13 protein-coding genes are annotated in these 13,091 nt (G+C 71.4%); 7 read left to right on the top strand and 6 right to left on the bottom strand.

Features of this window, described 5'->3' with window-relative positions; translation table 11 throughout:
• Window positions 1-7: 7 nt before the first annotated feature.
• From ACZ5U5_RS25795 to hmgA, 3 genes are read right to left on the bottom strand one after another with little or no spacing between them, the layout of a single operon-like run.
• Window positions 8-1,216: a type ISP restriction/modification enzyme gene (locus tag ACZ5U5_RS25795; RefSeq protein WP_469025861.1), complete on the bottom strand. Its 1,209-nt coding sequence runs from the start codon at window positions 1,214-1,216 to the stop codon at window positions 8-10.
• 15 nt (window positions 1,217-1,231) lie between these two features.
• Window positions 1,232-1,981 carry a GntR family transcriptional regulator gene (locus ACZ5U5_RS25790; RefSeq protein ID WP_469025859.1) on the bottom strand — a complete coding sequence of 250 codons (750 nt, stop codon included), beginning with the start codon at window positions 1,979-1,981 and terminating at the stop codon, window positions 1,232-1,234.
• A gap of 23 nt (window positions 1,982-2,004) precedes the next feature.
• A complete protein-coding gene (hmgA, locus tag ACZ5U5_RS25785; RefSeq protein ID WP_469025856.1) occupies window positions 2,005-3,351 on the bottom strand; it encodes a homogentisate 1,2-dioxygenase in 1,347 nt (448 codons plus the stop codon).
• A 101-nt stretch (window positions 3,352-3,452) separates the two neighbouring features.
• Here hmgA and ACZ5U5_RS25780 point away from each other — a divergent pair, with 101 nt between their 5' ends.
• From ACZ5U5_RS25780 to ACZ5U5_RS25765, 4 genes are all read left to right on the top strand, one after another.
• A complete protein-coding gene (locus tag ACZ5U5_RS25780; protein WP_469025854.1) occupies window positions 3,453-4,085 on the top strand; it encodes a TetR/AcrR family transcriptional regulator in 633 nt (210 codons plus the stop codon).
• 85 nt (window positions 4,086-4,170) lie between these two features.
• Window positions 4,171-6,444 (top strand): molybdopterin-dependent oxidoreductase, encoded by a 2,274-nt coding sequence (locus ACZ5U5_RS25775; RefSeq protein WP_469025851.1) that lies wholly within the window; start codon window positions 4,171-4,173, stop codon window positions 6,442-6,444.
• A 121-nt stretch (window positions 6,445-6,565) separates the two neighbouring features.
• A complete protein-coding gene (locus tag ACZ5U5_RS25770) occupies window positions 6,566-8,002 on the top strand; it encodes a CitMHS family transporter (RefSeq protein ID WP_469025849.1) in 1,437 nt (478 codons plus the stop codon).
• Window positions 8,002-9,261 carry an MFS transporter gene (locus ACZ5U5_RS25765; RefSeq protein WP_469025846.1) on the top strand — a complete coding sequence of 420 codons (1,260 nt, stop codon included), beginning with the start codon at window positions 8,002-8,004 and terminating at the stop codon, window positions 9,259-9,261. The genes ACZ5U5_RS25770 and ACZ5U5_RS25765 overlap by 1 nt, the downstream gene beginning before the upstream one ends.
• A 24-nt stretch (window positions 9,262-9,285) precedes the next feature.
• On the opposite strand, the gene ACZ5U5_RS25760 is transcribed toward ACZ5U5_RS25765, so the two are convergent.
• Entirely contained in the window at window positions 9,286-9,462 is a 177-nt protein-coding gene (locus tag ACZ5U5_RS25760) for a hypothetical protein (RefSeq protein WP_469025844.1), read from the bottom strand.
• 10 nt (window positions 9,463-9,472) lie between these two features.
• On the opposite strand from ACZ5U5_RS25760, the gene ACZ5U5_RS25755 reads away from it, so the two are divergent.
• Window positions 9,473-9,658: a hypothetical protein gene (locus tag ACZ5U5_RS25755; protein WP_469025842.1), complete on the top strand. Its 186-nt coding sequence runs from the start codon at window positions 9,473-9,475 to the stop codon at window positions 9,656-9,658.
• Here ACZ5U5_RS25755 and ACZ5U5_RS25750 read toward each other — a convergent pair.
• The gene (locus ACZ5U5_RS25750) at window positions 9,618-10,241 is read right to left on the bottom strand and encodes a TetR/AcrR family transcriptional regulator (protein WP_469025839.1); all 624 of its coding nucleotides are present in this window, start codon (window positions 10,239-10,241) and stop codon (window positions 9,618-9,620) included. The two genes, ACZ5U5_RS25755 and ACZ5U5_RS25750, sit on opposite strands and share 41 nt — an antisense overlap.
• 253 nt (window positions 10,242-10,494) lie before the next feature.
• On the opposite strand from ACZ5U5_RS25750, the gene ACZ5U5_RS25745 reads away from it, so the two are divergent.
• Window positions 10,495-11,256, top strand: a complete 762-nt coding sequence (locus tag ACZ5U5_RS25745) for an alpha/beta fold hydrolase (RefSeq protein WP_469025836.1) — start codon at window positions 10,495-10,497, stop codon at window positions 11,254-11,256.
• Entirely contained in the window at window positions 11,253-11,483 is a 231-nt protein-coding gene (locus ACZ5U5_RS25740) for a hypothetical protein (protein WP_469025834.1), read from the top strand. Before ACZ5U5_RS25745 ends, ACZ5U5_RS25740 begins: the two co-directional genes overlap by 4 nt.
• 104 nt (window positions 11,484-11,587) lie before the next feature.
• On the opposite strand, the gene ACZ5U5_RS25735 is transcribed toward ACZ5U5_RS25740, so the two are convergent.
• On the bottom strand, window positions 11,588-12,802 hold the full coding sequence (locus ACZ5U5_RS25735) for a S8 family peptidase (RefSeq protein WP_469025832.1): 1,215 nt from the start codon (window positions 12,800-12,802) through the stop codon (window positions 11,588-11,590).
• Window positions 12,803-13,091: the final 289 nt, after the last annotated feature.

The raw sequence follows: 13,091 nt of genomic DNA, 5'->3' as shown, positions 1-13,091 counted from the left end.
GCCAGGTTCAGATGAGGGCGAACTGGCCGCCCGGACCTTCCTCGTGATGATCGAGGACCGATGCCGGGCGGCGGGCCGCGTCAGGGACGGGGAGCACGCCCGCCTGGTGCAGCATGCCGGCGGAGACGCCGGGACCGGCCGACTCGAGCGAGCGCCCCAACTCCTTCTGGATCGGCCGGAGTTCCGCGAGCAGTGCGAGTGCCGTGATCAGCTCCAGGAGCTCGGACGTCCAGGTCTGCGGCCACTCCTTGGGGCGGATCGCCGCCAGGGAGCCCGCCTCTCCCGACTCCGTGCGCCGTGCGAACCACAGCTCGAGGACGCGTACCCCGCTCACCTCGAAGTCCCACGCCTCCCGGGGCACCGGCGAGATGCGGCCCGCGTCCACGCACAGGGCCTCCTCCTCGGCGTCGTACGAGACCTCGGCGGGGCGCGCGGGCAGGGGCGCCCGGACGTAGGGCCGACGGCCACCCGGAAGCTTCGGTCGCGCGCCGTCACCGCGGGCCTGGAGCGCGAGCATGCGGCGCCCCAGTTCCGTGCCCCGCGTCCATAGCTCCGCGTCGGACGTCAGCGGCACCCGGCACCCGGCGGGTGATGCCCGCGCGACGGCCAGCGTCCAGGCGAGGAGGTCACCGGCGCCGACGTCCGTGCCGAGTGACGTGGAGAGGTGGGCAAGGAGGCCGGGCGCCGCATTGGGTTCGTCGCCGCCGGGGCGGCGGAACAGCGGGCGGATGCGTCCCGGCCGCCCGGCGGGGGAGCGCCCGTCCGGCAGCACGGCGGAGGCAAGGACCGCGGGGCCCGCGGAACCGGTGACGTGCCCCTGCTCGACGAGGTACAGCTGACCTTCGCCCGCCACCCGCCACAGCTCCGGGCGCGCGGCGTCGATGAGCCGGTGGTCCGGGATCAGCCACTGCTCGTCGAAGGGGCCGTGCAGGACCCGCACCGGCTCGGGGCAGGGGCCGGACTCGGCGGCCAGGGGGACCGTGCCACCCGGGTGGCCGGGGAGTTGGGCGACCGCGGTGTGCAGGGTGCGCGAGCGCGAGGGGGACAGGAGCTTCTCGCGCTGTGCCGTGTCCGCCCGCACGAACGCGGCCCAACGGGCTCTGAGGGATGCGGCGTCCGGTCCCATCGGCCACCCGCGGCCCGGCCGGAGCGGTGCGACGGACCACGGCATGAGGTCCGCGAGCAGCGGCGCTTCGTCGTGCGTCACGCCCGGCATCGTACGTCGAGACCCTTACGTCGCGTCGAGGGTGACCGTGAAGGAGAAGCGGTCCCCGCGGTAGTGGATGCGCGCCACGTCCAGGGCGCGGCCGTCCTCGTCGTACGTGATGCCGGTGTAGTGCAGGATCGGGCTCAGCAGCGGCACTTCGAGGAGGCGGGCCGTCTCCGGGTCGGCGAGCGTGGCCTCGACGGTGTCGGTGATGCGGCTGATGCGGACGCCCACGACATCGCGAAGCACCTTGGTCATGGGCCAGCGCGTCAGGTCGTCGAGGTCGACGCGGTCCGCGAGTTCGGGACGTATGTAGTTATGGGCGTGATTGGTCGGTTCACCCGTCTTCTCGTCGCTGCGCAGCCGGTGGTACGTCGCCACCTCGGTCAGGTCGGGGAAGTGCTCGGCGAGTTCGCCGGAGACCGGGGCCGTGCCGTGCTCGAGCAGGTGCGTGCTCATGCCCGACTGCTGGGCCACGATCGCGTCGACCGAGCCGAGCAGCCGGACCGGTGAGCCGCGCTGGGCGCTGGGCTCGATGAACGTGCCGCGCCGCCGGTGCCGGGTGATCAGGCCCTCGTCCTCCAGCTCCTTGAGCGCCTGGCGCATGGTCAGGACGCTCACGCCGTAATGCCCCGCCAGCTGCTCCTCGGTGGGCAGCCGGAGCGGGGCATCGGGAGTACGGCCGAGTATCGAGGCGCGCAGGGACTGTGACACCTGATACCAGAGCGGCAGTTTGCGATTCAGGACGATCGAGTCCGGGGCGAAAGCGGTCACGGTCTCTCCGAATCAGTTGCCGATCAGTTTCGAAAATGGCGCTCCAGACCCTCCCACACATCGTCGTATCCGCGCTGCAGATGGGCGGCCTGAGCTGCCTGTTCGGTCGCCGTCACCGGCCAGCGCGTCTCGAACATGAAGGCAAGACCGTCGTCGATCTTCTGCGGCTTCAGCTCGGCGGCCGAGGCCTTCTCGAAGGTGTCGCGGTCGGGGCCGTGCGCCGACATCATGTTGTGCAGCGAGCCGCCGCCGGGCACGAAGCCTTCCGCTTTCGCGTCGTACGCGCCCTCGATCAGGCCCATGTACTCGCTCATCACGTTCCGGTGGAAGTACGGCGGCCGGAAGGTGTTCTCGCCGACCAGCCAGCGCGGCGCGAAGACCACGAAGTCGACGCCCGCGAGGCCCGGGGTGTCGGACGGCGAGGTGAGCACCGTGAAGATCGACGGGTCCGGGTGGTCGTAGCTGATGGTGCCGATGACGTTGAAGCGACGCAGGTCGTACACGTACGGGACGTGGTTGCCGTGCCAGGCGACGACGTCGAGCGGCGAGTGGTCGTAGGTCGCCTGCCAGAGGTTGCCGCAGAACTTGTTCACGACCTCCACCGGCCGGTCCTCGTCCTCGTACGCCGCGACGGGAGCCCTGAAGTCCCGTGCGTTCGCCAGGCCGTTCGCGCCGATCGGGCCCAGGTCGGGGAGCTGGAAGGCCGCCCCGTAGTTCTCGCAGACGTAACCGCGGGCGGTCCGGTCGAGGAGCTCCACGCGAAAGCGCACCCCGCGCGGGATGAGCGCCACCTCGCCCGGCTCGGCACGCAGCAGGCCGAACTCGGTGCGAAGCAGCAGGCCGCCCTGCTCGGGTACGACGAGGAGTTCGCCGTCCGAGTCGCTGAACACCCGGTCCCGCATGGAGGAGTTGGCGTGGTAGAGGTGCACGGCCATGCCGGTGCGCTGGGCGGCGTCTCCGTTGCCGCCCAGTGTCCACAGGCCCGCGAGGAAGTCCGTGCCGGGGGCGGGCTCGGGGAGAGGGTTCCAGCGCAGGCGGTTGGGGTCGGGCGTCTCGGTGAAGGGCGCCGTCCGCAGCGCGCCGTTGTCGACACGGGTGAAGGCGGGGTGTGCGGCCGAGGGGCGGATGCGGTAGAGCCAGGAGCGGCGGTTGTGCGCGCGGGGCTCGGTGAAGGCGGTGCCGCTCAGCTGCTCCGCGTACAGGCCGAGGGGGGCGCGCTGGGGCGAGTTCTGGCCGTGCGGCAGGGCGCCGGGCACCGCTTCGGAGCTGTGTTCGTTGCCGAAGCCGGAAAGATACGTCAGTGCCTCGGCCGTCTTGCGCGGGTCGTTCCCGTCCCCACGGCTGGCGTCGCTGGTGTGTTCCCGGCTCATCATCGCTCCCTCGTCCACGATTCCTATGGGACACCGTAGGATTCACGTTTTCCTTCCGCAAGGGGATCCATGGATGTGAACATTGCTCTACTCTCCCGGGGATGCCCCACCGTGATCGGCAAAAGCCCCCGCCGCCCCCGAAAAGCCTGCGCCGCGTGCCCGTGCAGGAGCGCAGCGCCGAGCGTCTGACCCGCATCCTCGACGCCTGCGCCGAGCTTCTGGACGAGGTCGGTTACGAGGACCTGAGCACCCGCGCGGTCGCCACCCGGGCGGGCGTCCCGATCGGCTCCGTCTACCGCTTCTTCGGCAACAAGCGCGCCATGGCCGACGCCCTGGCCCACCGCAACCTCGACGCCTACGGGGAGCGCGTGGCGGCGCGCATGGCCGGGGTGGAGCGCGGTGACTGGCGCGGCGCCGTCGACGCGGCCTTCGACGAGTACCTCGCCATGATGCGCAGCGTCCCCGGCTTCGGCCTGGTCGACTTCGGCATCCCCTCGGCCCCCGGCGCGATGCCCGACGCCAACTCGGACGTCGCCGAGCGGGTGGCGGGGCTGCTCGCCGATCACCTCGACCGGCCGCTGGACAAGAAGCTGCGCCGCACGGTGCTCGTCGGCGTCGAGGCGGTGGACGCCGTCCTGCAACTCGCCTTCCGTGCGCACCCGTCGGGCGATCCCGGCCTGATCGACGAGACGCGGACCCTGCTGCACTCCTACTTCGCGGGTTCACTGGACTGAACCCCGCGCGGGGCCTGACGCCATGCATACCGGTCGGTATGGTGAAAGCGCACGTGCGCCGTAGCCGCCGCCCTGGAGGGTCTCCATGCCCAGCACCGCCCTGCGTATCTGCCCCCTCTGCGAAGCCACCTGCGGGCTCACGCTCACCATCGAAGGACCCCCTGACGGCACCGACGCCGCGCGCGTGACCGGAGCGCGCGGGGACCGGGACGATGTGTTCAGCCACGGCTTCATCTGCCCCAAAGGCGCTTCCTTCGGAGAAGCCGACTCGGATCCCGACCGCCTGAAGGGCCCCCTCGTCCGCAAGGACGGTGTACTCCACGAGGCAAGCTGGGCCGAGGCGTTCGACGCCGTCGCCGCCGGGCTTCGCCCCCTGATCGAGCGGTACGGGCCGCAGGCGGTCGGCGTGGTGCTCGGCAACCCGAACGTGCACACCATGGCCGGCGGCCTCTACCCGCCCGTGCTGATCGGCTCGCTCGGCACCCGCAACATCTTCACCGCGAGCACCGTCGACCAGATGCCCAAGCACGTGTCCAGCGGACTCCTCTTCGGCGACGCGTTCGCCATCCCCGTGCCCGACCTGGACCGCACCGACCATCTGCTCCTGCTCGGCGCCAACCCCCTGGACTCAAACGGGAGCCTGTGCACCGCCCCCGACTTCCCGGGCAAACTGAAGGCCCTGCGCGCGCGAGGCGGCACGCTCACCGTCGTCGACCCGCGCCGCACCCGCACCGCCAAGCTCGCCGACCGGCACCTCGCGATCCGGCCCGGCACGGACGCCCTGCTGCTCGCCGCCATGGTCCAGGTCCTCTTCGAGGAGAAACTCACCGATCTCGGGGTGCTCGAAGACCAGGTGGAGGGGGTCGAAGAGGTACGGGAGGCCGTGGGCCACCTCACCCCCGACGCCGTCTCCGCGGCCTGCGACGTGCCCGCCGACACGATCCGCGCCCTAGCCCGCGACCTGGCCGTCGCGCCCACCGCCGCCGTCTACGCCCGCGTCGGCGCGAGCACCGTCGCCTACGGCACGCTCACCAACTGGCTGGTCGACGTCCTGAACGTGCTGACCGGCAACCTCGACCGCCCCGGCGGCGCCCTCTTCCCGCTCTCGGCCACCGACCGCGCACCCCGCCCGGCGGGCCCCGGCAAGGGGTTCGCCCTCGGCCGCTGGCACAGCCGCGTGAGCGGACACCCCGAGGCCAAGGGCGAACTGCCGATCGCCGCGCTCGCCGAGGAGATCGACACCCCCGGCGACGACGCGATCCGCGCGGTCGTCGCCGTCGCGGCCAACCCCGTCCTCTCGGCGCCCGACGGCGACCGGCTCGACAAGGCCCTGGCCTCACTGGACTTCATGGTCAGCGTCGACCCGTACCTCAACGAGACCTCCTGCCACGCCCACGTGGTGCTGCCGCCGCCCCCGCCCTCCCAGAGCCCGCACTTCGACTTCGCCTTCAACGGATTCGCCGTACGCAACCAGGTCCGCTACACCCGCGCCGCACTGCCCCTGGCGGACGGCAGGATGGCGGAGACCGAGATCCTGGCCCGGCTCGTGCTCGCCGCAGGGGGGACGCACGGCGCCGATCCGGCGGCCGTCGACACGATGGTCGTCGACAAGGTCATCGGCAAGGCCGTCACCGAGCCGCACTCCGCCGTGCACGGCCGTGACCCCGGGGAACTGACCGCTCTGCTCACCGGCGAGAGCGGCCCCGAGCGCCGGCTCGACCTGATGCTGCGCCTGGGCCCCTACGGCGACGGATTCGGCGCCCGCGCCGACGGGCTGACCCTGGAACGGCTCCTCGCCCACCCGCACGGCATCGACCTCGGACCCCTGGAGCCCCGCCTCCCGCAGGTCCTCAGGACGCGCAGCGGCCGGGTCGAGCTCTTCCCCGCCCCGATCGCGGACGACCTGCCGCGCCTGATGAACGCGTTGCGCGCCGCCCCGGACGAGCTCGTCCTGGTGGGCCGCCGCCACCTGCGCTCCAACAACAGCTGGATGCACAACGTGCGCAGCCTCACCGGCGGCTCCAACCGCTGCACCCTGCACGTCCACCCCGACGACGCGGCCCGCGTCGGCCTGGAGAACGGCGGCCACGCGCGCGTGGAGGCCGCCGGCGGCTCGCTCACCGTGCCCGTGGAGGTGACCGACGCCGTGCGCCCCGGAGTGGTCAGCCTGCCGCACGGCTGGGGTCACGACCGCCCCGGCACCCGCCTGGCCGTCGCCGCAGAGAACCCGGGGGCCAATGTGAACCAGCTCCTGGACGGCACGCTCCTCGATCCGCTCTCCGGGACGTCCGTGCTCAACGGCTTCCCGGTGTCCGTGACCGCCCTCGCGCCGGAAGCAGTTCCGGCAGCAAGTCGTTGACCTGGAGTTTTGCGCTTATTGCTCACACGTCAACATCTTGTTAACGGATCGAGACGGGTCCTAACGTCAACCGGACCGCCAGACCTGGTGGGAGTTCGATGGTGAACGTTAGGTAGCCCCCATGCTGACAATCCTCGGATTCGTCATGATCGCCACCTTCCTGGTGCTGATCATGATGAAGAAGATGTCGCCGATCGCGGCACTGGTGCTGATCCCCGCGCTCTTCTGCGTGTTCGTAGGAAAGGGAGCCCATCTCGGGGACTACGTCCTCGAAGGCGTCGGGAATCTGGCGCCCACGGCGGCCATGCTCATGTTCGCCATCGTGTACTTCGGCGTCATGATCGACGTCGGCCTGTTCGACCCGATCGTCCGGGGCATCCTGCGCTTCTGCAAGGCGGACCCGGTGCGCATCGTGGTCGGTACCGCGCTGCTCGCCGCGATCGTCTCGCTCGACGGCGACGGCTCGACGACCTTCATGATCACGGTCTCGGCGATGTACCCGCTCTACAAACGCCTCAAGATGAGCCTCGTCGTCATGACGGGTGTCGCGGCCACCGCCAACGGCGTCATGAACACCCTGCCCTGGGGCGGCCCGACGGCCCGCGCCGCGACCGCCCTCAAGGTCGACGCCGCCGACATCTTCGTGCCGATGATCCCGGCGCTCGCCATGGGCCTCGTCTGCGTCTTCCTGCTCGCCTACGCGCTGGGCCTGCGGGAGCGCAAGCGGCTCGGCATGCTCTCCCTCGACGAGGTCCTGGAGAAGGAGACGGCGAGCGAGACGGTCCTGGTGGGCGCGGGTGGCGGCACCACCGGCGGCGGGCGTATGTCGCTCACCAAGGAGACCGCCGGGGGAGCGGGTGCGGGCTTTGGCACGGACGCCTCCGAGGCCTCCGGCGACGCCGACGAGGACGACGGCTTCCAGGGGCTCGACCCGAACCGCTCCACCCTGCGTCCCAAGCTCTACTGGTTCAACGCCGGTCTCACCGTCGTCCTGCTCACCGCCATGATCATGGAGTGGCTGCCGATCCCGGTCCTCTTCCTGCTCGGCGCCGCGCTCGCCCTGACGGTCAACTTCCCGCACATGCCGGACCAGAAGGCCCGTATCGGCGCCCACGCCGAGAACGTCCTCAACGTCACCGGCATGGTCTTCGCGGCCGCCGTCTTCACCGGCGTCCTCCAGGGCACCGGCATGGTCGACAGCATGGCCACATGGCTCGTCGACGCGATCCCGGAGGGCATGGGACCGCAGATGGGCCTGGTCACCGGCCTCCTGTCCTTGCCGCTCACCTACTTCATGTCGAACGACGGCTTCTACTTCGGCGTCCTGCCGGTCCTCGCCGAGGCGGGCCAGGCGCACGGCGTCAGCACCCTGGAGATCGCCCGCGCCTCCATCGCCGGCCAGGCCCTGCACATGTCGAGCCCGCTGGTGCCCGCGGTGTACGTCCTCGTCGGGATGGCCAAGGTCGAGTTCGGCGACCACACCAAGTTCACCGTCAAATGGGCCGTGCTCACCTCGCTCGTGGTGCTCGGCTCCGGCATCCTCTTCGGCATCATCTGATGCCATCGACACCGGTGAGGCCGTCGACACCGGGCCGAACCTGGTTGCTGCGCCTCGTCATCGCCTTCGCCTTCGCGCAGGGGGCGGTGTCGATGGCGCGTCCGGCCGTTTCCTACCGAGCACTCTCCCTTGGCGCCGACGAGCGGGCGATCGGCGTCATCGCGGGTGTGTACGCCCTGCTCCCGCTCTTCGCCGCCGTGCCGCTCGGACGCAGGACGGACCACGGGCGGTGCGCGCCGCTCCTTCCGGTCGGCGTCGTCCTGATCGGCGGAGGGTGCGCGCTCAGCGGTACGGCGGGATCGCTCGGTGCGCTCGCCACCTGGAGCGGTGTGATGGGCCTCGGGCACCTCTGCTTCGTGATCGGCGCCCAGTCGATCGTCGCCCGGCAGTCCGCCCCCGACGAACAGGACCGCAACTTCGGCCACTTCACGATCGGCGCCTCACTCGGGCAGTTGATCGGGCCGATCGCCGCGGGAGCCCTCATCGGCGAAGACATGGGGCGCACGAGTGCGTTCGCCCTGCTGGTCTCGGGTGCGGTCGCAGCCGTCTCGCTCACCTCGCTGTGGCGCATCGAGCACGTCCGCCCGGCCGGCGCCTCGCCGAAGCGCGGCGACAAGGTCCCCGTCCTCGGCATCCTGCGTACCCGCGGTGTGCCCGCGGGGATCTTCATCAGCCTCGCGGTGCTCTCCGCGACGGACATCCTCACCGCGTACCTGCCGGTGGTCGGCGAGCACCGGGGCATCGCGCCCGCGACGGTCGGGGTGCTGCTCTCGCTGCGGGCCGCCGCGACGATCGCCTGCCGGCTCGTGATGACACCGCTGATCGATCTGCTCGGGCGTACGGCGCTGATCGTGGTCACGTGTCTGCTGGCCGCCCTGCTGTGCGCGGGGGTCGCGCTGCCGGTGCCCGTGTGGGGGCTTGCGGTGATGCTGGTGCTGCTGGGGTTCTGTCTCGGGGTCGGGCAGCCGCTGTCGATGACGACTGTGGTGCAGGCTGCTCCCGAGGGGGCGCGGTCCACCGCGCTTGCCCTGCGGCTCACGGGGAATCGGCTCGGGCAGGTGGCCGCGCCCGCGGGGGCGGGGCTGATCGCCGGGGTCGCGGGGGTGGCGGCGCCCTTCGTGATGCTGGGCGGACTGCTGCTCGTGGCGGCAGGGCTTGGGCTGAGACGTAGCCCCGCGGAGCCTTCCCCTGCCCCGCCCGCTCCCGGCACCGAGGGCTCAGCCCCCGGGCCCCCGCTCCTCAAGCGCCGTAGGGGCTGAGGAGCCGGAGCGGCCCAAGGCCTGTCAGGAGTTCGACGGCAGGCGGGGTGGGGAGGCGAGCACGGAGGCGACCATGCGCCGGACGGTCTGCTCGTCGACGCTGTCCCCGAAGAACAGGCTGCGGAACAGCTCGCGGTCGCCTTCATCGCCGTCCACCAGGGCCTGTTCGGCTTCTACCTCGGCTGCGTCTTTCGCCCCCAACCACAAGGGCATGCCGGTGCGCGACGGCGACTCCGAGCCCGACTGGCTGAGCCGGCAGGTACTCACGTCCCGCGGCATCCGCAGCTCGGGGGTGGCGTACGACGAGGTGTCGGCCACCCGTTCGTACGCCCAGGTCCTCGCGCACCTGCGCCAGGTCACGGAGCAGGTGCGCGCGCAGGGCGAACGCTCCGCGTGACCCCCTCCATCAGCAGCCCGATGAGGTCGTGGGTGTACGACTCGGTGACCTCACCCCGGCGTACGAGGATGCGCAGCCAGAGCGCGCCGGCCATGGCGTCCACGAGCGGCGCCGGATCGGCGTCGGGCGGCAGGTCGCCCCGCGCCACCGCACGCTCGAAGACGGGCTGGTGGCGGCCAAGGCGGTCGTCGAGGAACGAGACCACCAGCTCGCGCATCGCCTGGTGGCGCACCGCGCCGACCAGGGCCGCCTCGATGATGGCCCGCCGCTGTTCGTTGTCCAGCAGGGCCATCACCTGCTCGGCGAGCGAGGTCAGGTCGCCGCGCAGGCTTCCGGTGTCGGCGATCTCGAACCGCAGCAGGTGCGAGTGCAGCAACGCGTCGCGCAGCAGCTCGGACTTCGAGGTCCACCAGCGGTAGATGGTGGTCTTGTTCACCCCGGAGCGCTGGGCCACTCCCTCGATCGTCAGGGAGTCGTAACCCAGGTCGCCGAGCAGGTCCAGCGCGGCCGCGAAGATCTCCGCCTTGCGCCGCGGTCCGCCGGTCGCGGCCGTCGCGGCCTCGCCGTCCTGCTTCTCCTTCACTGACCGCACCTCTCGTTCGTGGGCCGCCAGACTACAGCAACGCAACGCAACGTGGCGTTGCGTTCGGCGACGACGGCCTCTAGAGTGCAACGCAACGTTGCGTTTCAAACCTGGTGTCCACCCGCGGGCACCACTTCGCCCGCCAGGGGGATCAATGCGTGTTGATGGACGGGGAGGCCCGGGGGCAGCACTGGCTCCGGTCTCCGGACGGCCCGGGATATGGGCCGCAGGTCCCGGCGATGGCATTCCCCTGGTGCTCGTCCACGGCATCCGGGTCTCCGCCCGGATGTGGGACCCGCACGCCCGACGGCTGACCCGGCGATTCCGGGTCACGGCTCCCGACCTGCCGGCGCACGGGTCGCAACGCGACCGTCCCTTCAGCCTGGAGGAGGCCGTCGAGAGGGTCGCGCTCGCCGTGGACGAGGCGGCTCTGGCCACCGGACGCCGCCCCCTGGTCGCCGGCGGCTCCCTCGGCGGATACGTCGCCCTGGCCTACGGCGCCGCCCACCCGGAACGCACCGCCGCCGTCCTGGTGCAGGGGGCCACCGCCCACCCCGACCGGCTGACCGGCCTCGTCTATCGCAGCATCGCCCGCGCGATCTGGGGGCTGGGTCCGGAGCGCGCGGCCCGTCTCAACGACCGGGCGCTCCGGCGCCGGCTGCCTCCCGACAGCTACCGGGCCGTGATGGCGGGCGGCCTCACCCTGCATGCCTTCGTCGAGGTCGTCGAGGACCTCACCCGGCGCGACTTCCTCAACGTCGCGGGTCGCTGCCGGCTGCCGGTGCTGTTCGTCAACGGCCTGGGCGACCGGCTCTTCCGTGCCCAGGAGCGCGACTTCCTCGGCGCGGTCCGCGCCTCCGGCGGCTACGCCAGGCTGTTCCACGTCCGCGGACCGCACGACATGTCGATCAGTGACCCGGAGGCCTTCGCCCGGATCGTCGAACGCGGCTACGACCTCCTCTCCGCGGCCCGGCCCGACGCCTTCGCCGACGGGCCCGAGGAGGTCTCCCCGTGACCACCTGGCTCCAGCAGTGGTCGCCATCCGTCCCTGGCGGCACGGCGAGCGCGCGTGTCCTGTGCCTGCCCTACGCCGGTGGCGGCGCCGGAAGCTACCGGGAGTGGGGCCCGGCCATGCCCTCCCGCCGCCGGTTCACGGCGCCGCTCGCCGTCTCGACGTATGCCCGCGGTGCCGAGGACATCGCGCGGCTGGAGAAGGTCGTGCGGTACTTCGGGGCCCGCTGACCGGCCCGGCAGATCCCCGTGGCCGCCGCGCCCTGACGGGCCGGCGTTCCCCGGAGGGGCCGGCAGCCTCCGGGGAACAGGGTGGTGCGGGACGTGCCGGAGTGCTACTGGACGATCTTGAGCAGCCTGTTCGGCGAACCGCTGCCCGGGCTCGTGACCTTGCCCGTGGTGGCTCCGTTCACCAGCGCGGACGAGACCTGGGCGGGCGTGGCCGAGGTGTGGCCCGCCAGGTAGACCGCCGCGGCGCCCGCGACGTGCGGGGTGGCCATCGACGTACCGGAAATGGTGTTCGTGGCCGTGTCGCCGGTGTGCCAGCCCGCCTTGATCGAGACGCCGGGCGCGAAGATGTCGAGGACCGAGCCGTAGTTGGACCAGCTTGCCTTGGCGTCCGTGTTGCTGGTGGCGCCCACCGTGATGGCCGCGGGGACCCGCGCCGGGGACGACGAGGAGGCGTTGACGCCCTCGTTGCCCGCGGCGACCGCGTAGCTGACACCATCGGCGATGGACCTCTTCACCGCGTTGTCCAGTGTGGTGGAGGCGCCGCCGCCGAGCGACATGTTGGCCACGGCGGGGGCGCCCGCCGCGTGGTTGCCCGTCACCCAGTCGATGCCCGCGATGACACCGGCGGTCGTGCCGGAACCGTTGTTGTCGAGCACGCGGACGGCCACGATCTTGGCCTTCTTGGCGACGCCGTACGTCTTGCCCGCGATGGTGGTGGCCACGTGCGTGCCGTGGCCGTTGCCGTCCTGGGCGGTGTTGTCGCCGTCGACGGCGTCATAGCCGTTCACCGCGCGCCCGCTGATCTCGGAGTGCGAGATGCGCACGCCGGTGTCGATGACGTACGCGGTGACGCCCGAGCCCGCGGTGTCCGGGTAGGTGTAGGTGCCGGAGAGCGGCAGGCTCGCCTGGTCGATGCGGTCCAGGCCCCAGGGGGCGTTGGTCTGGGTCGCGTCGGCCCGGACGGTGCGGTTCTGCTCCACCGAGGCGACGGCGGGGTCGGCGGCGAGGCGTCTCGCCTCCGCCGCGCTCAGCTCGACGGTGTATCCGTCGAGCGCGGACTTGAAGGTCTTCTTCACCGACCCGCCGTACTCGGATATCAGGCCCTTGCCCTGGGTCGAGGCGGCCTTGAAGCCCGAGTTCTTCTTCAGGGTGACGATGTAGCTGCCCTTGACGGCGTCGGCCGAGCCGGCCCCGATCACGGTGCCCTCGGCGGGAGCGGCCTGGGCCGGAAGGGCGGTGACCGCACCGAACAGGGTGGCGGCGGTGGCGGTCGAGATCGCCGCGGCGATCACAGTCTTCTTGCTGCGCAGCATTGCCATTACGAGGGAGTCCTCCTCATAGGCGGCGCTCGCCCTGGGGTCGGGCGGCGCAACTGTGGGGGCGTGTGCGTGATCGCACACACAGCCGGGAGCGGTGCGTTCCGCTCCCGGCGCGCTCAGCAGAATGTCGGCTCTACAGGCGTAGATCAAGGGAGTTGACGACTTGACATGTGTCTGTCACGTGCACGAAACGGAATGTCGGAGGTACGCCTGGGGGGTAGGTGTGGAACCGGGGTGAATGTCCCAGGCCCCGGCGCCCTTCCGACGCCCCTGGTGCCAAAAAACTATC

It is taken from the genome of Streptomyces sp. NPDC033177 (assembly GCF_055577715.1).
Note: the sequence above shows the minus strand (reverse complement) of the source record. Positions and strands in the feature narration are given on the sequence as shown.

Coding starts and splice junctions, on each gene's coding strand:
- ACZ5U5_RS25795 (WP_469025861.1), bottom strand. CDS start 1,216: ATGCCGGGCGTGACGCACGACGAAGCGCCGCTGCTCGCGGACCTCATG.
- hmgA (WP_469025856.1), bottom strand. CDS start 3,351: ATGAGCCGGGAACACACCAGCGACGCCAGCCGTGGGGACGGGAACGAC.
- ACZ5U5_RS25780 (WP_469025854.1), top strand. CDS start 3,453: ATGCCCCACCGTGATCGGCAAAAGCCCCCGCCGCCCCCGAAAAGCCTG.
- ACZ5U5_RS25775 (WP_469025851.1), top strand. CDS start 4,171: ATGCCCAGCACCGCCCTGCGTATCTGCCCCCTCTGCGAAGCCACCTGC.
- ACZ5U5_RS25770 (WP_469025849.1), top strand. CDS start 6,566: ATGCTGACAATCCTCGGATTCGTCATGATCGCCACCTTCCTGGTGCTG.
- ACZ5U5_RS25765 (WP_469025846.1), top strand. CDS start 8,002: ATGCCATCGACACCGGTGAGGCCGTCGACACCGGGCCGAACCTGGTTG.
- ACZ5U5_RS25755 (WP_469025842.1), top strand. CDS start 9,473: ATGCCGGTGCGCGACGGCGACTCCGAGCCCGACTGGCTGAGCCGGCAG.
- ACZ5U5_RS25735 (WP_469025832.1), bottom strand. CDS start 12,802: ATGGCAATGCTGCGCAGCAAGAAGACTGTGATCGCCGCGGCGATCTCG.